The sequence below is a fragment of the Amycolatopsis sp. A1MSW2902 genome, assembly GCF_017312175.1.
Taxonomy (GTDB): domain Bacteria; phylum Actinomycetota; class Actinomycetes; order Mycobacteriales; family Pseudonocardiaceae; genus Amycolatopsis; species Amycolatopsis nivea.
The window spans coordinates 6,255,023-6,275,859 of sequence record NZ_QJPO01000001.1; the positions used below are offsets into that span (position 1 = coordinate 6,255,023).

General features: G+C 68.7%; 21 protein-coding genes. 12 read left to right on the top strand and 9 right to left on the bottom strand.

From position 1 onward, the window contains the following. The first annotated feature begins 126 nt into the window (after positions 1-126). From DMP23_RS28745 to cydC, 4 genes are read left to right on the top strand one after another with little or no spacing between them, the layout of a single operon-like run. The gene (locus DMP23_RS28745; protein ID WP_337823092.1) at positions 127-1,290 is read left to right on the top strand and encodes a cytochrome ubiquinol oxidase subunit I; all 1,164 of its coding nucleotides are present in this window, start codon (positions 127-129) and stop codon (positions 1,288-1,290) included. A 6-nt stretch (positions 1,291-1,296) separates the two neighbouring features. Further along, the gene (locus DMP23_RS28750) at positions 1,297-2,259 is read left to right on the top strand and encodes a cytochrome d ubiquinol oxidase subunit II (protein ID WP_443111297.1); all 963 of its coding nucleotides are present in this window, start codon (positions 1,297-1,299) and stop codon (positions 2,257-2,259) included. 12 nt (positions 2,260-2,271) lie between these two features. Next, a complete protein-coding gene (gene cydD, locus DMP23_RS28755; protein WP_337823094.1) occupies positions 2,272-3,762 on the top strand; it encodes a thiol reductant ABC exporter subunit CydD in 1,491 nt (496 codons plus the stop codon). Then, a complete protein-coding gene (gene cydC / locus DMP23_RS28760; protein ID WP_238608520.1) occupies positions 3,759-5,267 on the top strand; it encodes a thiol reductant ABC exporter subunit CydC in 1,509 nt (502 codons plus the stop codon). The genes cydD and cydC overlap by 4 nt, the downstream gene beginning before the upstream one ends. On the opposite strand, the gene DMP23_RS28765 is transcribed toward cydC, so the two are convergent. Then, entirely contained in the window at positions 5,251-5,835 is a 585-nt protein-coding gene (locus tag DMP23_RS28765) for a hypothetical protein (protein ID WP_337823095.1), read from the bottom strand. The two genes, cydC and DMP23_RS28765, sit on opposite strands and share 17 nt — an antisense overlap. 93 nt (positions 5,836-5,928) lie before the next feature. Next, on the bottom strand, positions 5,929-6,834 hold the full coding sequence (locus tag DMP23_RS28770) for a glucosyl-3-phosphoglycerate synthase (RefSeq protein WP_337823096.1): 906 nt from the start codon (positions 6,832-6,834) through the stop codon (positions 5,929-5,931). Positions 6,835-6,888: 54 nt separating this feature from the next. Here DMP23_RS28770 and DMP23_RS28775 point away from each other — a divergent pair, with 54 nt between their 5' ends. After that, on the top strand, positions 6,889-7,563 hold the full coding sequence (locus DMP23_RS28775) for a lysophospholipid acyltransferase family protein (protein WP_134668882.1): 675 nt from the start codon (positions 6,889-6,891) through the stop codon (positions 7,561-7,563). A 5-nt stretch (positions 7,564-7,568) separates the two neighbouring features. On the opposite strand, the gene DMP23_RS28780 is transcribed toward DMP23_RS28775, so the two are convergent. Together DMP23_RS28780 and DMP23_RS28785 are read right to left on the bottom strand one after the other, a co-directional pair. Continuing rightward, the gene (locus DMP23_RS28780) at positions 7,569-8,111 is read right to left on the bottom strand and encodes a TIGR00730 family Rossman fold protein (RefSeq protein ID WP_200864309.1); all 543 of its coding nucleotides are present in this window, start codon (positions 8,109-8,111) and stop codon (positions 7,569-7,571) included. Beyond that, a complete protein-coding gene (locus tag DMP23_RS28785) occupies positions 8,111-8,896 on the bottom strand; it encodes a TIGR00730 family Rossman fold protein (RefSeq protein WP_037815948.1) in 786 nt (261 codons plus the stop codon). Before DMP23_RS28785 ends, DMP23_RS28780 begins: the two co-directional genes overlap by 1 nt. Positions 8,897-9,255: 359 nt before the next feature. On the opposite strand from DMP23_RS28785, the gene DMP23_RS28790 reads away from it, so the two are divergent. Both DMP23_RS28790 and DMP23_RS28795 read left to right on the top strand, forming a co-directional pair. Beyond that, a complete protein-coding gene (locus tag DMP23_RS28790; protein WP_134733763.1) occupies positions 9,256-11,346 on the top strand; it encodes a M4 family metallopeptidase in 2,091 nt (696 codons plus the stop codon). 194 nt (positions 11,347-11,540) lie between these two features. After that, positions 11,541-12,590, top strand: coding sequence for a chitinase (locus DMP23_RS28795; protein ID WP_337823097.1), 1,050 nt, complete (start codon positions 11,541-11,543; stop codon positions 12,588-12,590). A gap of 363 nt (positions 12,591-12,953) precedes the next feature. Here the strand turns inward: DMP23_RS28795 and dapE are convergent, their stop codons facing one another. Further along, entirely contained in the window at positions 12,954-14,027 is a 1,074-nt protein-coding gene (gene dapE, locus DMP23_RS28800) for a succinyl-diaminopimelate desuccinylase (RefSeq protein WP_337823098.1), read from the bottom strand. Positions 14,028-14,069: 42 nt separating this feature from the next. On the opposite strand from dapE, the gene DMP23_RS28805 reads away from it, so the two are divergent. The 3 genes from DMP23_RS28805 to DMP23_RS28815 all read left to right on the top strand — a co-directional run bounded on the left by DMP23_RS28805 (position 14,070) and on the right by DMP23_RS28815 (position 16,580). Next, a complete protein-coding gene (locus DMP23_RS28805; protein WP_037816399.1) occupies positions 14,070-14,510 on the top strand; it encodes a hypothetical protein in 441 nt (146 codons plus the stop codon). 29 nt (positions 14,511-14,539) lie between these two features. Then, complete coding sequence (gene dapD / locus DMP23_RS28810) at positions 14,540-15,520, top strand: 2,3,4,5-tetrahydropyridine-2,6-dicarboxylate N-succinyltransferase (RefSeq protein ID WP_037816400.1); 981 nt, start codon at positions 14,540-14,542, stop codon at positions 15,518-15,520. Between the two features lie 100 nt (positions 15,521-15,620). Further along, positions 15,621-16,580, top strand: a complete 960-nt coding sequence (locus DMP23_RS28815) for a CHAD domain-containing protein (RefSeq protein ID WP_337823099.1) — start codon at positions 15,621-15,623, stop codon at positions 16,578-16,580. Here the strand turns inward: DMP23_RS28815 and DMP23_RS28820 are convergent. Further along, the gene (locus DMP23_RS28820) at positions 16,573-17,970 is read right to left on the bottom strand and encodes an FAD-dependent monooxygenase (RefSeq protein WP_337824458.1); all 1,398 of its coding nucleotides are present in this window, start codon (positions 17,968-17,970) and stop codon (positions 16,573-16,575) included. The two genes, DMP23_RS28815 and DMP23_RS28820, sit on opposite strands and share 8 nt — an antisense overlap. Positions 17,971-18,057: 87 nt before the next feature. On the opposite strand from DMP23_RS28820, the gene DMP23_RS28825 reads away from it, so the two are divergent. Further along, complete coding sequence (locus tag DMP23_RS28825; protein ID WP_134668825.1) at positions 18,058-18,678, top strand: TetR/AcrR family transcriptional regulator; 621 nt, start codon at positions 18,058-18,060, stop codon at positions 18,676-18,678. A 60-nt stretch (positions 18,679-18,738) separates the two neighbouring features. Further along, positions 18,739-19,095, top strand: coding sequence for a DoxX family protein (locus tag DMP23_RS28830; protein ID WP_134668822.1), 357 nt, complete (start codon positions 18,739-18,741; stop codon positions 19,093-19,095). A 10-nt stretch (positions 19,096-19,105) separates the two neighbouring features. On the opposite strand, the gene dapC is transcribed toward DMP23_RS28830, so the two are convergent. The 3 genes from dapC to DMP23_RS28845 form a co-directional block, all read right to left on the bottom strand. After that, positions 19,106-20,194 (bottom strand): succinyldiaminopimelate transaminase, encoded by a 1,089-nt coding sequence (gene dapC, locus DMP23_RS28835; RefSeq protein WP_337823100.1) that lies wholly within the window; start codon positions 20,192-20,194, stop codon positions 19,106-19,108. Continuing rightward, a complete protein-coding gene (gene fdxA / locus DMP23_RS28840; RefSeq protein ID WP_009072848.1) occupies positions 20,191-20,511 on the bottom strand; it encodes a ferredoxin in 321 nt (106 codons plus the stop codon). Before fdxA ends, dapC begins: the two co-directional genes overlap by 4 nt. A gap of 120 nt (positions 20,512-20,631) precedes the next feature. Further along, complete coding sequence (locus DMP23_RS28845) at positions 20,632-20,805, bottom strand: hypothetical protein (RefSeq protein WP_093575832.1); 174 nt, start codon at positions 20,803-20,805, stop codon at positions 20,632-20,634. Positions 20,806-20,837 lie beyond the last annotated feature (32 nt).

Here is a 20,837-nt window from a genome sequence, read left to right on the forward strand (position 1 = left end):
CTCATCTTGACCCTGGCAGGCTAATCTCCGCGCCTTCCCGAACCGTCCGGGAAAAACCCTGAGATCACCCCGATCTCATGGGTTTTGCCGCTACATGTAGCCGCGCTACGTATAGGCTCCATCGGCATGGACCCACTGCCGATAGCGCGACTCCAGTTCGCGACCACGACCTCGTTCCACTTCCTGTTTGTGCTGCTCACTCTGGGTTTGGTGACCATGGTGGCGATCATGCAGACCCGCGCGACGCTCCGCGGCGGGGAGCAGCTGCACCGGATGACCGCGTTCTGGGGCCGCCTGTACGTGGTCAACTACGCACTCGGAATCGTCACCGGAATCGTGATGGAATTCCAGTTTGGGATGACCTGGACCGGGCTGTCCGCGTTCGCCGGGGACGTTTTCGGCGCGCCGCTCGCGATCGAGACGCTGGTGGCGTTCTTCCTGGAATCGACGTTCCTCGGCGTGTGGATCTTCGGCCGCGGCCGGATGAACAAGTGGCTGCACCTGGCGGTGTTATGGCTGGTCACGCTCACCGCGTACGCCTCCGCGCTCTTCATCATGGTCGCCAACTCGTTCCTGCAGAACCCGGTCGGCTCGCGGATGGAGAACGGCGTGCTGCGGCTGGACGACTTCGGCGCGTTGTTCGCCAACCCGGCACTGGTCGCGTCGCTGCCGCACGTTATCGGGGCCGCGTTGCTGACCGGCGGCTTCTTCGTGACCGGCGTCAGTGCGTACCACTTCCTCAAGCGCACCAGCGAGATCGACTTCTTCCGCCGGTCGCTGCGGATCGGGGTGGCGGCGTCGCTGATCGGCAGCGTGCTGGTGGTCCAGGCCGGGTTCGCGCAGTTCGCCGAGGTCGCCGGGTATCAGCCGGACAAGTTCAAGGGTTCGGTCGCCGTCGGGCTGCCGCTCGGGATGATGATCAATATCGGCTTCTTCGCGTTCTTCGCGGCGTTGGTCGGCACGCTGCTGTTGTTCCGCGACCGGCTGCTCCGGGCACGGCCGGTGCTCATCCTGATGGTGCCGGGGATCGCCGTGCCGTTCATCGCGGCGATCCTGGGCTGGCTGGTCCGCGAGATCGGCCGTCAGCCGTGGCTGGTGTGGGGCAAGCTGCGCACCGCGGACGCCGTCGCCGGCGTCAGCGGCGGGCAGATCCTGTTCTCCTTCATCGCTTTCACGCTGTTGTTCGCCGTGCTGGCCATCGCCGACTGGGTGCTTCTCGCCCGGATCGCCAAACGCGGTCCGGCCGTCGCCGCGGCGGAAACCGAACTTCCTGTCCTGAGTGGAGTGTGACCCGTGGTGACGATCTGGTGGGGTGTGCTCGGTTTGCTGCTGGGCGGCTACTTCGCGCTGGCAGGCTACGACTACGGCGTCGGGATGCTGCTGCCCGCGCTCTCCCGCGACGAGGCTGGACAGCGGCGCGTGCTCGGCGCGGTCGGCCCGTTTTTCCTGGCGAACGAGGTGTGGCTGGTCGCGGCGGTCGGCGTGCTGTTCGGCGCGTTCCCGCATCTGGAAGGGCGGGTGTTCGCCGGGGCTTACGTGCTGATTGTGCTGTTGCTGCTGGGCTTGGTCACGTTCACCGCGGCGGTGCAGTTGCGGAGTCGACATCCGGAGGGCAACCGGCGCGGGTGGACGTTCGCCATTACCGCGGGTGCGCTGGTCACCGCGGTCTCGTGGGGATTGTTCCTCGGCAACCTCGTGCGCGGGCTTCCGCTCGACGCGCAGGGCCGTCCGGTCGACGACGTTCTGGCGTTGTTCAATCCGTACGCAGTGTTGTGGGGGCTTGGGTTTGTCGCCCTGTTCTGCTTGCAAGGATTGGTTTTCCTCGCAGTGCGTGGCCCCGGACGGGTTCGTCGGCTGACCCGGTCGTTCCTGCTTCCGGTGGGCGTTTTCCTGGTGACAGCGACGGTTTGGGGAGCTTTCTTCGGCGGCTCCTGGGCCGCGCTGACGGTGGTAGCTGTCGCCTTCGCTGCCTATCTGACCGTCCTTTTCGGACTCCGGCGACCACGGTTGGCGCTCCCCGCCGTCATGCTGCTGAGCGCGTGCCCCGCGCTGCTGGTCGGCGTGCTGCGGTTCCCGGTCGTCCTGTCCTCTGGCGCGGGCTACCAGTTGACCGTCGACCAGGCCGCCACCACGCCGGACATGGCCGCGGTGCTCGGCTGGTTCGCCGCGCCCACGCTCCTTGTGCTGGTCGTCGTGCAGTGGCTGACCTGGCGAGCGCACCGACGTCCGGTCGACGAGAAGTCGTTGCTGCACTTCTAAAGGAGACTCACCATGCCTGGTCTACGCGGCTACCTGACAGCGCTCGCCGTGCTGGGCGTCGGCACCGCTGTCACCGTGCTCGTCCAGGCGGACGGGCTCGCGACCCTGCTCACCGGCGGCGGCGTTTCGGTCGCCCTGTGCGTCGCCGTCGGAGCGAGGCTTCTGCTCGTTATCGCGCAGGGCCTGCTCGCCAGCCACTTCGCGGCATCGGCCCAGGCTGGCCTGCGTCGTCGGTTGCTAGACGCGACCGGCGACCCCGGCGTGACCGCCACCCGAATCACCAAAGGCGTCGAGGCCACTGCCACCTACCTCACGGGCTACTTGCCAGCGATGGTGCTGTCGGTCGTGGTCCCGATCGCAGTACTGGCAAGGCTTTTCACTGCCGATCTGACCTCCGCCTTGATCGTCACCGCCACCGTCCCGTTGATTCCGCTCTTCGGCGCGTTGATTGGCGCGCACACAAGAGCGCGTACACAGTGGACACTCCTAACGCGACTGGGCGGACACTTCCTCGACGTCGTCCGAGGTTTGCCGACGCTCAAACTGTTCGGCCGCGCGCAAGCCCAGACCCGGATCGTGCGCGAAATGGCCGACGCGCACGCCGACGCCACCATCCGGACGTTGAAAGTCGCCTTCCTGTCCGCGCTGGTGCTGGAACTCGTCGCCACCCTGTCGATCGCGCTTGTCGCGGTACCCATCGGGTTCCGCCTGCTGTCCGGCTCGATGACCGCGCACACCGCAATGCTGGTCCTGGCCCTCGCCCCGGAGGCGTACCTGCCGCTGCGCGCCGCCGGAGCCAAGTTCCACGCCGCTGCAGAAGGACTCACCGCATGGAAAGAAATTCTCAGCGCACCAACGACAATCCGCCGGTCCGGTACGCAGACACGCCGCCTCGGTCCACCGGAAGTGGTATTCGACCACGTATCCGTGCATTACGGCGAAACTTGCGCACTGTCCGAAGTAGACTTAACGATTCAACCCGGCGAACACCTCGCCTTGGTCGGACCGAGCGGTTCCGGCAAATCCACCCTGCTCGCCGTTCTGCTGGGTTTCGTCGAGCCGACCTCCGGGCGAGTGCTCGTGGACGGCGTCGACCTGCGCACCCTCGACCACTCGTCCTGGCTGCGCGACACGGCGTGGCTACCGCAACGTCCGACGCTCTTTCGCGGGACCCTCAAGGAAAACACCGGCGGACGCCGCGTTGACGACATCGTCACCGACCTCCCCGACGGCTACGCGACGCAGATCGGCGAACTGGGCGCGGGACTGTCCGCCGGGCAACGCCAACGCGTCGGACTGGCCCGAGCTCTGTCCCGCACCGAAGCCGGACTCGTCCTGCTGGACGAACCCACCGCTCGCCTCGACACCGGTACGGAAGCGACCGTGCTGGCCGGTGCCAAGGAACTGCTGCCCGGCCGCACCGCAGTCCTGGTCGCACACCGACCCGCGCTGGCAGCACTCGCGTCGCGAACGGTCGAGCTCAAGCATGGGGTGACGGTATGAAACTCGTCCGCGCGACCCTCCTCGCCGTCGGCGCCGAACTCGCCGGACTCGGCCTGACTGGCACTGCGGCCTGGCTGCTCATGCGTGCCGCCGAGCAACCTCCGCTCGCCGCGCTCACCCTCGCGATCGTCGCCGTGCGCGTCTTCGCCTTGGCGCGCGGCGGACTCCGTTACGCCGAACGCCTTGCCGGACACGACGTTGTCCTCCGCTACCTCGGCTCCCTCCGGACCCGGGTGTACCAGGCCCTACTCCCCCGCCGCGTCGCCGAACACTCCGGCGCGGACTTGGTCACCCGCCTGGTGTCCGATGTGGACGCCGTGCAAGACGCCATCCTCCGACTAGCGCTACCGGCCGTGGTCGCGAGCACTGTCGGTCTAGCGGTCGTGGTTTTCGCCGGGCCGGTAAGCCTTCCGCTTTCCGGAATTGTCCTCATCGGACTGCTCGCAACAGGACTTCTGTTAATCCCCCGAAGCAAAGCCCCCGAGCCGCCGCAGGAACTCGCCGAACGCACCGTGGAACTCGTCCTCGGCCGCCACGAACTCATCGCCTACGGCTGGGAACAACGAGAAAAAACCCGCGCCACCACGGTCATCGACAAGCTGGCCGCAGAATCCCGCCGCACCGGCCGCCGTCTCGCCCTGACCACTGCCGCCGGAGTGGCCGTGCAATTCGCGACCACCGTCGCGGTCGCGCTGCTCAGCCCCGCGAGCATCCCGGTCACCGCCGCCCTCACCCTGACCACGATGGCCCTGTTCGAACTGGTCCTTCCGCTGCTTCCCGCCGCCGAGCGAATCCCCGAAATCCGCGCCTCGCTGAGCCGGGTGCGCGCCGTCCTCGCCGCGCCGGCCCGAACCCCCGAACCGATCCCCGGACCAGGGCATTTCCGGCTGACCAACGTCGGCGTCCAGTATCCCGGCCGCCGCGCCGCGCTGGAAGGCATCGACCTCGACCTGCCGCCCGGCACCCGGTTGGGCATCCTCGGCCCCTCGGGCGCCGGAAAAACGACTCTGCTGCACGTCCTGCTCGGCTTCGTCTCCCCCACGTCCGGTTCGATCACCGTCGACGGCCGCCCCGTGACCGGACCGCACCCCGCGGTGATCTCCGGAGCCCTCGCCGACGCACACGTCTTCGCCACGACCGTCCGCGAGAACCTGCTGCTCGCGAACCCGGAAGCCACCGACGACGACCTGCGCGCCGCCTGCGAAACCGCTGGCTTCGACCTCCCGCTGGACCGGGACACCGGCCAAGACGGCGACGCCCTCTCCGGCGGTCAACGGCAACGGCTGATCCTCGCCCGCGCGGTACTCGCCGCACCGCCGGTCCTGGTCCTCGACGAACCGGTGGAAGGCCTCGACCCAGCACACGGCGACGAGGTCCTGGCGAGGATTCTCGCTCAGGCGAAGGGAACCGTCGTGCTGGTGACGCACCGGCCAGAGCACGTCGCCGGGTTCGACCAGATCCTCATGGTCGAAGACGGTCGGCCAGCGCTCACTGTTCCCGGATGAGCTGGATCGGCGAGTCCATCGGATCGAGGTGGAACAGGTCGTTGGCGTCGACGTACGGCTGCGATTCCGGCGATCCGCGGAACAGCGCGACGACGACAGCGGTGAGCCGGACTCGTCCGCCGCCGAGATGAGTGATCCCCTTCGGCTCGGCGAGACCGGCCAGCCAGTCGGCCTGCACCGGGTGCATCGTGGCGGTGTAAGTCCCGGCCCGGCCGGCGCGGGCGGCCAGGACGTCGCCCCACCGGGCGAGCGAGAGGATCTCGTCGATCGCCAGCCGGATCTCGTCGCTTCCCCCGTAATCCAACGCCGTGTACCCGGCCTGGCGGGCAATTCCGCCGCGCCAGTAACTGGAGTCGTCGCCGGGCACGCTCCGGTAAACCGTCTGCCACGCGGGCCGCCGGTGAAAAGGATGCGGAGCCAGTTCGGCCCAGCCGACCAGAAACCCGTCCCTGCTGCCGTCGTCCGCGTATACCCGCACGGTGTTCCGGTCCGGCTGCCGAAGAACCAGATCGCGCAGCTCCAGCCGGCGCGCGCTCGAAGGATCCAGTCGGTCTTTGGCCACGTCCATCGCCCCCGCTGCTCGAATCGGATCGGCTCCGGAACGTAGCGCGCGACGATGACATCTCGATGAAGCCGCGTTCTGTCCACTGTAGACAGAGGGTCACTCCCGCCGGGCGGCCAGCACCTCGCGCATCGGCGGCCGATCCGCCACCGGCACCTCCGTCACGTCGGGCACCCACTCCCCCGACACCTGCACGAACTGCGTGAACCGCGCCGCCTCCGCGCTCGGCATCCCGCAGCGGGCCAGCGCGGTGCCGAGGATCTGCCGCGCCATCACGCCGAGTTGCAGCAGCGACCGGTTGCGGTGTTTGCGCACGCCGAGGTTGACCTGCGCCAACCCGTCGAGGCCGTAGCGCTCCTCGGCGTCGAGCAGCAGGCCGATCTCGACGCCGTATCCCCCGGCGAACGGCACCGACTCCAGGAACTCGCGCGTGCCCGCGTACTCGCCGCCCAGCGGCTGCACCAGCTCGCCGAGGGCCGGGCGCAGCGCGGACAGCACCGGGCGCGCCAGCAGTTCGGTGACCCGGCCGCCGCCGGTGCTCTCCAGCCGCAGCGGGCGGCGGTAGAAGCCCTTGACCAGGTGCAGGCCGTCCTCGGTGAGCAGCGGGCCGAGCAGCGACGGCACGAACGCCGGGTCCGGGTCGACCAGGTCGGAGTCGAGGAAGACCACGACGTCGCCGGTCGTCGCGGCGAGCGAGCGCCACAGCACCTCGCCCTTGCCCGGACGCGGCGGCAGCTCCGGCACGACGTCCTCGCGGCGCACCACGCGAGCCCCGGCGGCCGCGGCGACCTCGACGGTCGCGTCGGTGGAGCCGGAGTCGACGACCACCAGCTCGTCGACCACTCCGCCGAGCAGCGGGCGCACCGAGGCGACCACCGCGGCGACCGTTTCCTCCTCGTTCAGCGCCGGCAGCACGACCGACACGGTCCGGCCGCGTTTGGCGGCGAGGATGTCCGCGGCGCTCCACCCGGGCTCCTGCCAGGTGCGACGGTGAAACCAGCTCATGGAGGCGATCGTGCCATGCTGGAGCCGGTGCCCGATCCTCCGGAGGGAGAACCCTTGCTGTCGCTGCTCGTCCGTTTCGTGCTCGGACCGCTGGTCCGCGCGCTTTACCGGCCCCAGGTCGAGGGGGTCGAGAACATCCCCGAGGACGGTCCGGTGCTGCTCGCCTCCAACCACCGGGCGGCGCTGGACACGGGTGTGATCACGTTCACCACCCCGCGGCAGGTCCGGTTCCTCGGCAAGGCCGAGTACTTCACGGGCAAGGGCGTCAAGGGCCGGTTCATCGCGAAATCGCTCGACGCGCTCGGGTACGTCCCGGTCGAACGCGGCAACGCACAGGCCGGGCTCGCCGCGCTCGAAGCGGGCCGGAAGGTGCTCACCGACGGCGGCGTCTTCGCGATCTACCCCGAGGGCACCCGCTCGCTCGACGGACGGCTGCACCGCGGGCACACCGGCGTCGCCGCGCTCGCGCTGTCCACCGGGGCGAAGGTGGTCCCGGTCGCGTTGTTCGGCACCGAGGGCATCCAGCCGAACGGCGCGAAAATCCCGCGGCTCGCCAAGATCAAGGTCCGCTTCGGCGAACCGCTGGACTTCGCGCGCTACGAGGGCCAGGACTCGTCCTCGGCGATCCGCCGCTCGGTCACCGACGAGATCATGTACGCGATCCTCGAACTGTCCGGGCAGGAATACGTCGACACCTATCACAAGCGACCGGACGAAAAAGCGTCGTAGGCGCCTTATCCGACCGAGCGGCTCATGATGTCGACCAGCTTGTCCGCGTCGGACGCGACGCTGATCAGCTCCCGCGTTTCCGGCCGCAGGAATCCCTTCTCCAGCATCTGATCGGCGAACGCCACCAGCGGCGAGTAATACCCGGCCACGTCGAGCAGCCCGATCGGCTTGCGGTGAATACCGAGCTGCGCCCACGTCCACACCTCGAACAATTCCTCGAGGGTGCCGACCCCGCCGGGCAACGCGACGAACGCGTCCGACAGCGCGGCCATTTTCGCCTTGCGCTGGTGCATGTCGGCGACCACGTGCAATTCGGTGAGACCGCCATGCGCGATTTCCACGTTCGACAGCACTTCCGGGATCACGCCGATCACTTCGCCGCCCGCGGCGAGCGCGGCGTTCGCCACCACGCCCATGGTGCCGACGCTCGCGCCGCCGTAGACGAGGCCGATTCCCCGCTGCGCCAACAGTTTCCCGACACCGGCCGCCGCTTCGGCGTACTCCGGCGAGAAGCCCTGCGCCGAACCGCAGAACACACAGATCCGCATCAGTGCGTGTCCTCCCAAGCCTGATAAGACTCCTGCACGACGCGCACCGCGTCGTCGATGTCGTCGGTCAAGTGCAGCAGGTCGAGGTCCTTCTCGCCGATTTTCCCGCCGTCGAGCACGGATTTCGCGATCCAGTCGTACAGCCCGCCCCAGTAGTCGGTGCCGAACAGCACCACCGGGAACTTCGTGACCTTCTTGGTCTGGACCAGCGTGAGCGCCTCGAACAGTTCGTCGAGCGTCCCGAATCCGCCGGGAAGGCAGATGAACGCCTGCGAGTACTTGACGAACATGGTCTTGCGCGCGAAGAAGTAGCGGAAGTTCACGCCGAGGTCGACCCACGGGTTGAGGCCCTGCTCGAACGGCAGCTCGATGCCGAGCCCGACGGAGAACCCGCCCGCCTCGTTCGCGCCGCGGTTCACCGCCTCCATCGCGCCGGGGCCCCCGCCGGTCATCACCGCGAACCCGGCGTCGGCGAGCGCGGCCCCGATCTTGCGGCCCAGTTCGTACTCCGGGTGGTCGCGTTTGGTGCGCGCCGAACCGAACACGGTCACCGCGCGCGGAACCTCGGCCAGCGCGCCGAATCCCTCGACGAACTCGGCCTGGATCCGCAGCACGCGCCACGGGTCGGTGTGCACCCAGTCGCTCGGCCCCCGCGAGTCGAGCAGCCGCTGATCGGTGGTGCTGCCCTGGTCGCGCCGATCGCGCCGGAGCACCACCGGGCCCTTGTGCCGCTCCACCGGACGTTCGGGGTACTGGCCGTCGGGAAATTCAGACTGTTCGCTCACCAGCCAAGCCTACGGGCCGATCGGCCGCGGCGGGCGCCCGAGGCGGCACCGGAGCGTGACGGCTCGGTTGCCCGCGGCTGAACGCGGGAAAGCGGACCACCAGCGGGTTCCGGTCCTCCTACCAACGGCCGGTTGTCAGGAACTACCTACGAAAGTCGTCCGGCCCGTCCCAAACCGGCGTTTTCCCTGCTACGGGGCTACTTGCGGGGAATAGTCCCGATCGCCCCCGAGGTCCCGCTGGTCCGTTCAGCGCATTGACCGCCCCCGTGAGCGCTTTTTTACTCACGGTGTCCGCGGCCTGATCAGCCCAGCTCAACGCGTTGCGCTTTTCCCCATCGTGTACCCCGAAAGGACTGTCGATGACGTCCAGAAGAGGGCTCGCCACCGGCATCGCAAGTGTCGCCGGTCTCGCCCTTTCCCTGCTCGCGCTGCCGGTGACCCCGGCATCCGCGGCCCCCGCCCACCCCACCGCAGACCCGCAGGCCACCGCGATCGCGGCCGCCGACCGGGCCGCCGCCGCAGGCGCGGTCGGGCTCCGCAAGAGCTCGGCCGAAAGCCTGCACCGCGTCAGCACCACCCTGGGCGACGCCGGGCTGTATTACAACTCCTACGAGCGCACCTACGACGGCCTCCGGGTCGTCGGCGGGGATGCGGTGATCGTCGCCGACGGAACGGGCCGCGTGCGCGGCACCGACTCCGCCGAGGGCGCGGCCATCACCGTGGGCACCAAGCCCACTGTCGACGCGGCGCGCGCGGCCTCGGTCGCCCGCGCCCAGTTGCCGACCGTGAGCACGGTGAGCAAGCCTGATCTGGTCGTTCTCGGCGGCGCACAGCCGAAACTGGCCTACGAGGTCGTCGTCAAGGGCCGCACCGCGAAGGCACCGAGCAACCTGCACGTCTTCGTCGACGCCGCCACCGGCAAGGTCCTCGACCAGCGCGACGACGTGAAGGCCGAAAGCCCGGCGAAGTCCGGCGCGAACGCCGCGGCCCCCGCCGCGGCGGGCAACGGCAACAGCTACTACGTCGGCCAGGTCAGCATCGACACCACCGGGTCGGGCAGCTCGTACTCGATGCGCGACCCGAACCGGTCGGGCATCAGCTGCGGCCGCGAAAACGGCTCGGTGTTCACGAAGTCCAGCAACAACTGGGGCAACGGGCAGGGCACCGACCTCGAAACCGGTTGCGTCGACACGCTTTACAGCGTGCAGACCGAGTGGAACATGCTGAAGGACTGGCTGGGCCGCAGCGGCATCGACGGCAACGGCCGCGGGTTCCCCGCCTCGGTCGGGCTGAACGACGTCAACGCGTACTGGGACGGTTCGTCCACGCACTTCGGCCACTCGCAGGACAACCAGCGCCAGGCGACGTCGATGGACGTGGTCGGCCACGAGTTCGGGCACGGCATCTTCCAGAACACGCCGGGCGGCGCGGGTTCGGGCAACGAGAACGGCGGGCTCAACGAGTCCACCGGCGACATTTTCGGCGCGCTGACCGAGTTCTACGCGAACAACCCGGTCGACAAGCCGGACTTCACCGTCGGCGAGGGCGTCAACCTGGTCGGCCAGGGCCCGATCCGCTACATGTACAACCCGGGCCAGATCGGCGACCCGAACTGCTACTCGTCGTCGATCCCGAACACCGAGGTGCACGCCGCCGCGGGCCCGCAGAACCACTGGTTCTACCTGCTCGCCGAGGGCAGCTCTCCCTCGGACGGCCAGCCGTCGAGCCCGACCTGCAACAACAGCAGCGTCACCGGCGTCGGCATCCAGAAGGCGGGCAAGATCTTCTACAACGGCCTGCTGCACAAGACCTCGTCCTGGAACCACAAGGCGGCCCGCAAGGCCACCCTTCAGGCCGCGGTCGACCTGTTCCCGGGCAGCTGCACCGAGTTCAACGCCACCAAGGCGGCGTGGGACGCGGTTTCGGTCGGCGCGGTTTCGGGCGAGGCCACCTGCACCGGCAACCCGCCGGCGGGCAACGACTTCTCGGTCGCGCTGTCCCCGGCGACCGCGACTGTCCAGCCCGGTGAGTCGGCCAAGTCCACGGTGACCACCAAGATCACCAACGGCAACGCGCAGTCGGTGAAGCTGACCGCGAGCGGCCTGCCCTCGGGCGCGACCGCGACCTTCGACCCGGCGACCATCCAGTCCGGCGCCACCGCGACCGTCACCATCGCCACGACGGCCAGCACGCCGAAGGGCACCAGCAAGGTCACGATCACCGCGACCGGTGCGAACGCCACGCACACCTCGGACTTCACCCTGACCGTGGGCAGCGGCACCCCGCCGGGCTGCGGCGGCATCGCGGCGTGGGACTCGAACACGTTCTACGGTCCGGGCGACGTGGTCTCGTACAACAACCACAAGTGGACCTCGACGTGGTACTCCGTCGGCGCTGAGCCGGGCGCACCCGGTTCCTGGGCCGTCTGGACCGACAACGGGGCCTGCTGACGCAGTAACCGCACTCTAGTTTCTCGGCCTTCTGGACCAGCCGGGCACGGCGCCTCGTGCCCGGCTGGTCTGTGTTCACCCACTTGTCCAGACCATGCTGGTGGAATTTGTCTAGACCATACGATCGGGGGTAGGCATCCCCCGGTGCGCCGCTTACCGTTGCGACACCACCGTTACCGGGGACGGGAGCCGTGATGAACGGACGGAAATCGCGCTGGTTCGGGACCGCCGTGGCGGCCCTGCTCGCACTGCCGCTCGCGGGAATCGCCCCCGCCTCAGCGGCCGCTCCGCAGTCGGACACGTGCGCGGTAAAACCGAGACCCTCCGGTTCGGTGCTGCAAGGCTATTGGGAAAACTGGGACGGAGCCTCGAACGGCGTCCACCCCGGCATGGGCTGGGTGCCGATCAACGACCCCAGCATGGCCGCACACGGGTACAACGTCATCAACGCCGCCTTCCCGGTGATCCTTTCCGACGGCACCGTGCAGTGGGAAGACGGCATGGACTCGACAGTGAAGGTCTCCACGCCCGCCGAGATGTGCGCGGCCAAGGACGCCGGAGCCACCATCCTGATGTCCATCGGCGGCGCGGCAGCGGGCATTGACCTGTCGTCCAGCTCGGTCGCCGACAAGTTCGTCAGCACCATCGTGCCGATCCTGAAGAAGTACAACTTCGACGGCATCGACATCGAGACCGGTTTGTCAAGCAGCGGCGACATCAATTCGCTGTCCGCCTCGCAAGCAAACCTGGAACGCATCATCGACGGCGTACTGTCCCAAATGCCCGCCGGCTTCGGCCTGACCATGGCCCCGGAAACCGCATACGTAACGGGCGGCTCGGTAACCTACGGCTCGATCTGGGGCGCATACCTCCCCATCATCAAGAAGTACGCCGACAACGGCCAACTGTGGTGGCTGAACATGCAGTACTACAACGGCTCCATGTACGGCTGCTCCGGCGACAGCTACGAAGCCGGAACCGTGCAGGGATTCACCGTGCAGACGCAGTGTCTGGACAAGGGCCTCACCGTTCAAGGCACCACAATCCGCGTCCCACTGGACAAACAGGTCCCAGGCCTCCCAGCCCAACCAGGCGCAGGCGGCGGCTACATGGACCCGGGCTTGGTCTCGCAGGCGTACCAGAGCGTCCCCGGACTCAAGGGATTGATGGACTGGTCAATCAACTGGGACGGCTCAAAAGGCTGGACCTTCGGCGACAACGTGAAATCGCTGCAAGGCCGGTAAAAAAGCTGCTGTGGGCCGGGGTGCTTGCGCATTGCGCCGCCCCGGCCTCAGCCCACAAACCCGAACGGCCGCCGGTTCTCCCCGGCGGCCCTTCCTGTCGTGAGGGGCCCCTTCACGGACCTAGATTCCCTCAAGGAGCCCTTCACGGCCCTAAACCGCACCAGTGCACCCAACGAGCGAGGCACCCAGCCCCTCCCCCGCACCCCGATACGAAGCCTCCCTGCGGTCTGGGGGCGCTTGTCAAGGCATCTTTCCCGCCTTGACAAGCACCCCCAGACCGTCAGCACAATCAAGCTTCGGGGTGCCCCACGCACGCACGGGCCAATGTCGCCGCCAGGCGACGAGGCCCGAACCGAAACAGAATCAACTCAAAAACCGCCTCAACACCTCAGCAACCCCCCGAATCTCCCCAACCCGAACCGACTCCTGCTGCGTATGCGCCAACGTAGGATCCCCAGGCCCGAAATTCACCGCAGGCATCCCCAACGCAGCGAACCGAGCCACATCCGTCCACCCCAACTTGGCCGCAGCCGCCCCCCCAGCCGCAGCCACCAGTTCGGCCGCCGCAGGCGCAGACAACCCAGGCAACGCCCCAGGCGACATATCCACCAACGTCACATCAAACCCATCAAAAACCCCCCGCACATGCGCCTCGGCCTCCTCAGCCCCCCGATCAGGCGCGAACCGATGATTAACCGTCAAAACGGCAGCATCCGGCACCACATTCCCAGCCACCCCGCCGGAAATAGCAGTAGCCTGCAACCCTTCCCGATAAGTCAGCCCGTCAATCTCCACCACCCGAGGCGAATAAGAAGCCAGCCGCCGCAACGGCTCCGCCAACGCGTGAATCGCATTCGACCCCATCCAAGCCCGAGCAGTGTGCGCCCGAGCCCCGGAAGTCCGCACCTCAACCCGCAGCGTCCCCTGACACCCGGCCTCAATCACCCCATTGGACGGCTCCCCGACAATCGCGAGGTCCCCGGCAAGCCACTCAGGCAACTCCCGCTCAATCCGCCCAAGCCCGTTCCGAACAGCCTCAACTTCCTCATTGTCGTAAAACACAAACGTCACATCATGCCGAGGCTCCGGCAAAGTAGCGGCGAGATGCAAGAAAACCGCATCCCCGCCCTTCATGTCCACCGACCCCAGCCCATGCAACACGGAATCGTCCCCGACCCCAGTACGACGAGAAGGCAAGTTGGAATTCTCCGGAACAGTGTCCAAATGCCCCGCGAGAATCACCCGCGAAGGACGCCCCAACCGAGTCCGCGCCAGCACCGCGTCCCCATTGCGCACGACCTCCAAATGCGGAGCCTGCTCGGCCAGCGCCGCCTGCACCAGGTCCGCGAGCTTGCCCTCCTCCCCGGAGACGCTGAACACATCCACAAGGGCAGCGGTGAGGTCGGCCGGATCGGCGCGCAGGTCAAGGGAGGTCATACCGGCACCGTACCCAGCAGGCGCGGGGGCTACCGTGAGGACGTGCGCACGCGAAGCTCCCTGGTCGCTCTCGGCGTCCTCGCCCTCGTCCTCACCGGCTGCAGCAACGAGGCCGGGCCCAAGGCCCGTCCCGGAGCCGGCGATCCGGGTCCGGACGCCCTGCCGACCAAGCTCGAGGCGCTGTCGGCCGACGCTTGCTTCACCGGTCCGCAGACCCAGCTGCCCAAGGGCTGTGAGAAATACGTCACCGAGGTCGGCAACACCGCCGGTTCGGTGCACAAGCTGGCGAAAGCGGGCAAGACGGTCAACCAGCCGCTCGACCGCGACGCGACCGCGCTCGACCAGGCGGTCGGCGCGTTCCGCCAGGCGGGCTGCACCACCGTGCCGACCCCCGGCGGGGCGTGCACGCAGGCGCTCGTGTCCATCTCGACCGCGCTGACCGAGGTCAAGCAAAAGGTGAACCAGCTGGCCACCACAGGTTGATCCGGCCCGCTTCGGCTACCGTGACCGGCGTGAGCGAGCAGACCCCTGACCCCGAAACGACCGGCGCCGTCGGCGTCGGGCTGGCCACCGTCACGTCCGACGGGACCGTGCTGGACACCTGGTACCCGCACCCCAAGCTGGTCGACGCAGGCACGAGCGGCACCGAGCGGCTGACCGCGGAACAGACCACCGAGCTGCTCGGCGAGTCCGCGGCCGCGCTGCTCGGCCCGGACACCGACCGCGGTGTCGAGGTCGTCGCGGTGCGCGTCACGATCGGCAGCCTTGCCACCGCGCCCGCCGACGCCCACGACGTCTACCTGCGCCTGCACCTGCTGTCGCACCGGCTGGTCCAGCCGCGCGTGCAGAGCCTCGACGGCATCTTCGGCCTGCTGGCCAACGTCGTGTGGACGAGCCACGGCCCATGCCCGGTCGAGGGCTTCGAGCAGACCCGGCTGCGGCTGCGGTCGCGCGGCGCGGTCTCCGTGTACGGCGTGGACAAGTTCCCGCGGATGGTCGACTACGTGCTCCCGACCGGCGTCCGCATCGCCGACGCGGACCGCGTGCGGCTCGGCGCGCACCTGGCGTCCGGCACCACCGTGATGCACGAGGGCTTCGTCAACTACAACGCGGGCACGCTCGGCGCGTCGATGGTCGAAGGCCGCATCTCGGCGGGCGTGGTGGTCGGCGACGGCAGCGACGTCGGCGGCGGCGCGTCCATCATGGGCACGCTGTCCGGCGGCGGCACCGAGGTGATCTCGATCGGCGAACGCTGCCTGATCGGCGCGAACGGCGGCGCGGGCATCTCCCTCGGCGACGACTCAGTGATCGAGGCCGGGCTGTACATCACCGCGGGCACCAAGGTCGAGGTCGACGGCAAGACGGTCAAGGCACGCGAGCTGTCCGGCATCTCGGGCGCGGTGTTCCGCCGCAACTCCGCGACCGGCGCGGTGGAGGTCGTGCCGCGCGGCGGCGTCGGCATCCAGCTGAACGAAGCACTGCACGCCAACTGATCCAGCTCTTCGAAGAGGGTGCGCTTCCCGCTGCGGGAGCGCACCCTCTCGCTGTTTTGGCGGACTCCGATCGGATCGCTGTTCACCTACCATTAACTAGGTGACTTCCGACGCGACCAGCCGCCGCCGTACTCCGGAACCGACGACGCCGGCCGCTCTCGGGCTCCCCGCCGAACCGGCGAAGGCGGGCCCCGAGGCACCGGCCGCCGCGCACGTCCGCGCCAAACTCGACCACGAACTGCGCGAACTGCTGTCCCGCGAACCGGGCACCCGGGCCGGGGCCGATCCGGAGGAACTGCACCAGATGCGCGTCGCGCAACGGCGGATGCGAAGCGTGCTGAAGTCCTCGAGCGCGCTGGTCGGCCCCACCGCGGAACCGGTACGCGCCGGCCTCGGCTGGCTGGGCCAGGTCCTCGGCGAGGTCCGCGACTACGACGTCCTGATCGGCCACCTGCGCGAGGTGATCGCCGACTTCGACGTCCGAGACCAACCCGCCGGACGACGGCTGGTGTCCCGCTTCGTCTCCGAACGCACCACCGCCCGCCGCCGCTTGAACCGGGCGCTGTCGAGCCCCCGGTACGCGACCCTGCTGCAGGGCATCGCCCAGCTGTCCCGCACCGCCGAGCACGAGATCGACGAAACCCCCGCCGAGAAGCCCAGTTTGGCCGCGGACGTACGAAAGCCGTACCGGAAACTCGCCCGCGCAGTCGCCGCCCTGCCCCCGAATCCCCCGGACGACGACCTGCACGCACTGCGCATCCACGGCAAGAAACTCCGCTATACCGCCGAATTGGCCCGATCGGCGGCGAAGAAGAAGCAGGCCGCGAAACTGTCCGAGCTGATCAAGGCGACGCGCAAATTCCAGACCGTGCTGGGCGATCACCAGGACGCGGTGTTCGCCGCGGAGAAGGTGCGCGGAGTACTGCCCAACGCAGACGCAGAAATCGGCTTCGTCGCCGGACGAATCGTCGAACACGAACTCGCCAAACGCGCCCACGCCCGCGCCACCTGGCTCGACATCTGGCACCGCATCGAAGCAGCCGAACACGCAGTCAGCTAACCGACCACACGTACCCATCCGGCCGCACCAGCACCCGTTTCCCCGGTGCCCCCTCGTACGCCGCGTACGCATGCCCGCCCGCGTCCACGAGTTCCCCCGTCGCCCCCTGCGGCAGGATCCGGTACGCGGGATGCTCCGTCCCGAGCGGTCCGTCGCCGAAGACCAGTTCTGTCGCATGTGGACCCTGGAACAACTCGAACAGCCGCACGCTCTTGCCGTTCGCGTCCACGAGCGGCGCGTCCGGTGCCCGGTCTCCCGGCCGCAACGCTCCCACACCAACCGGCGACAGCGGGCCGCCCCGGTAAGTCAGGTCGAGTTGCTGCGTCTCCGGCCCGCGTTCGTGCGCGTCCTCGGCACCCTCCTTGTACTTCTCCAGCAACGCAGTGCTCACCCCCAGAACCCGCGCCGCGACCGCGCGTCGTTCCGCCTCGTAGCTGTCCAGCAGCGCGGGCGATCCGTCGGCGAGCTTCCAGGCCAGGTTGTACGCGTCCTGCACCCCGGTGTTCAAGCCCTGTCCGCCGGTCGGCGGGTGTACGTGCGCGGCGTCCCAGGCGAGGAACACCCGGCCCTGCCGGAATGCCGCCGCCAGCCGGATGTTCGGCCGCCACACGGTTGACCACGCCAGCTCCAGCAGCCGGATCCCGCCGCCGGACACCGCGTCCAGGTGCTCCTGCAACTCGCTCAGCGAGGTGCCCGCGTCGCCGTCGCCGAGCGGGGAGGCGAACTGGAAATACGGCGTCCCCGGGAGCGGCGTGAACGCGACGCCGGACATCGGCTCGTCCGCCTTCGCGAACCAGTACGCCGAGCCGTGGTCGAGCCCCTCCGCGGAGACGTCGCCCAGCAGCATCCGGATCGACTCGTCAGTGGCCCCCTCGAACGCGATCCCCAGCGTCTTGCGCACGAAGCTCTTCCCGCCGTCCGCGCCGACCAGGTAGTCCACGCGCACCGTCTCCCCCGTCGACAGCTCCGCGGTGACGCCCTCCTCGTCCTGCGTGAAGCCGGTCAACGCGGTGTTCAGCTCCACCCGCACGCCGAACTCGGCCAGCCGGTCCCGGAGGATCCCCTCGGTCTGCGACTGGCCGAGGAACCAGGCGGTCGGATACGGCACCGCGGGCGTCGGCTCGACCGGCTCGGCCATCCGCCGCACCATCGTGAACTCCCCGTCGAGGTACACGCGCATCTCGTGCGGCGGCGCACCCGCGGCGAGCACCGCGTCCAGCACGCCCAGATCCTCGAAGACCTCCATCGTGCGCGGCTGCAGCCCGTCGCCGCGCGAGCCGACGAAGTACTGCTCCGCCTTGTCCACCACCCGCACGCCGACCCCACGCCGCGCCAGCTCGATCGCCAGCGTGAGCCCGGTCGGGCCCGCCCCCGCCACCAGCACCGTCATGTCCTTCTCCCGTCTCACTGAATTATGATTCACTGAATTTAGATTCAGCATGCCCGCTGATAGCGTTCGCGTCAAGGGAGGTGCCGGATGACAGCGACGAGCCGCCGGGACAAAGCCGCCGAAACGGAAACGGCACTCAAGGACGCGGCCAAGCGCGTGTTCGCGGCCAAGGGCTACCTGAACACGAAGATCACCGACATCACCCGGGAAGCCGGCCGCGCCGCGGGGTCGTTCTACAACCACTTCGCGGGCAAGGAAGAACTGCTGATCGCGCTGCTGGCCGACCTGGCCGAGGACAGCGACCAGCAGGCCATGGCCGAGGACCATCTGTCCGATTTCAGCGATCCCGCCGCGGTCCGCTGGCACGTGCGGCAGTACTGGGACTTCTACCGCGCCAACGCGCCCACGATGCTCGCGCTGCGCCAGGCGGCGATGGTGAACGAGGCCTTCGCCGCCGCGTACGCGAACTTCGGCGCCACCCAGGCCTCGGACGTCGAGAGCCACCTCAAGCACGTCACCGCGGCTGGCTTGCGGCTCCCGGCGAACACCCAGCTCACCATCGCGATGATGTACCAGCTGATCGACAACTTCGCGCAGATGTGGCTGGTCACGCCGCCGCCAGCAGGGTGGAACCAGCCCTCCGACGAGGAAGCGATCGAGGCGCTCACCCGGTTCGTCTACCGCGGTTTCACCGGCCGCGACTACTGACGGCCGGTCACCTTTCCGGCCCCCGCCCCGTCAGGGAAGTGGGACCGGAAAGGAGCAGCCATGCAAACCGGACTTCTCGTCGCCACCTTCGTCTGCGTCGCGATCAACGCCTTCGAGGTCGTGGCCAAAGCCGTCCGAGCGCGGTTCGTGGTGCAGAACTCGACCGAGGTCGGCGTCGGCCCGCGATGGATCCCCTACCTGGCGATCCTGGAAGGCGCGGGCGTCGCCGGGCTGGTGGCCGGCCTGCTCGGCTGGCCTCGCCTGGGATTGGCCGCGGCGATCGGGCTGACGCTGTTCTTCGTCGGCGCGGTCGGAGCGCACATCCGCGCGAAGGTGTTCCACAACATCGCGTTCCCGGCGGTCTTCCTCGCGCTCGCGGTCGCGGCGACCGGGTATTTCACGGGGTCAGTCGCCTGACCCCGTGCTCTCAACCCTGCGCCAGCCGCTCCGCGGCCGCCTCGATGCGCTCGTCCGTTGACGTCAGCGCGACCCGCACGTGTTCCTTGCCCGCGGGCCCGTAGAAGGTGCCCGGCGCGACCAGGATGCCGCGCTCGGCGAGCCATTCCACCGTGGCCTGCGCGGATTCCCCGCGCGTGGCCCAGAGATACAGCCCGGCTTCGGAATAAGTGATCTCGAAGCCGTTGCCCTGCAACGCCTTCCGCAGCACGACCCGCCGCGCGCGATAGCGTTCGCGTTGCCCGGCAAGGGCTTCGTCGTCGGAAAGCGCGGCCACCATCGCCTGCTGCACCGGGCGCGACACGATCATGCCGGCGTGCTTGCGCACCTCCAGCAGGGTCTTCACCAGCTTCGGGTCGCCCGTCACGAATCCGGCGCGGTAGCTCGCGAGGTTCGCCGACTTGGACAGCGAGTGCACCGCGAGCAGGCCGTCCGTCTGTCCACCGTGGACGGACGGATGCAGCACCGACAGCGGTTCCGCCTCCCAGCCGAGCGAGAGGTAGCACTCGTCGGACACCACGACGGTGCCGCGTTCGCGCGCCCATTCGACCACCTTGCGCAGGTGGTCGACGCCGAGCACGCGGCCGGTCGGGTTCGACGGCGAGTTCAGCCAGATCATCGCCGGGCGGCGCGGGCCGAGCTGGGTCAGCCCGTCCGCGCGCACCACCTCGGCGCCCGCGAGCAGCGCACCGACCTCGTACGTCGGATACGCCAGCTCCGGGATGACCACCACGTCGCCCGGCCCGAAGCCGAGCAGCCGCGGCAGCCAGGCCACGGCCTCTTTCGAACCGATCGTCGGCAGCACCGCGTCCGGTTCGACGCCGGTGATCCCGTACCGCCGCTCCAGCGCCGCGACGGCCGTTTCCCGCAGCTCAGGCGTGCCGTGCGTGGCCGGATAGCCGGGGATCTCCGACACCGACGCGAGCGCGGCGCGGATCGAGTCCGGCACCGGGTCGACGGGCGTGCCGACGGACAGGTCGACGATGCCCCCGGGATGCGCCTGCGCGCGGGCCTTGACCTCGGCGAGCGAATCCCAGGGGAAGTCGGGCAGCCGGGTCATTCGCCCTGCGGGGGCAGAGCCTTGATGAACCCCGGGTCGTGCGCGGTCTTGCCGACCTTGGAGGCGCCGCCGGGCGAGCCCAGCTCGTTGAAGAAGTCGACGTTCGCCTTGGTGTAGTCGGACCAGTTGTCCGGGACGTCGTCCTCGTAGTAAATGGCCTCGACCGGGCAGACCGGCTCGCAGGCGCCGCAGTCGACGCACTCGTCCGGGTGGATGTACAACATCCGCTCGCCCTCGTAGATGCAGTCCACGGGGCACTCGTCGATACACGCCTTGTCGAGCACGTCGACGCAGGGCTCGGCGATCACGTAGGTCACTGCGTACTCCTGGCTTCTCCTGCTGGGCCGGTCGGTGCGGACATTACGCGCTTCCCTGGCCCCCGGTGGTGGTTAGGCGACCCTTATCCCACCCCTGGAAACGGGGCGGATCCGAGCCGCTCAGCGGTCCCGGCGGCGCGGTTTCGGCGCGTTCCGGGCATCGCCGGTAATGGTGAACGCGGGTCCGGCGGGCTTGCCGTCCTCGCGTTTCTCCTCAAGAGTCCGCTTGAACCCGTCGGCGATCTCGTCGACAAGCTCATCGTTGTGCCGGTCGTCCTTGCGCGCGTAACTCATGGGGTTCTCCTGCGGAACGGGACAGCTCTCTC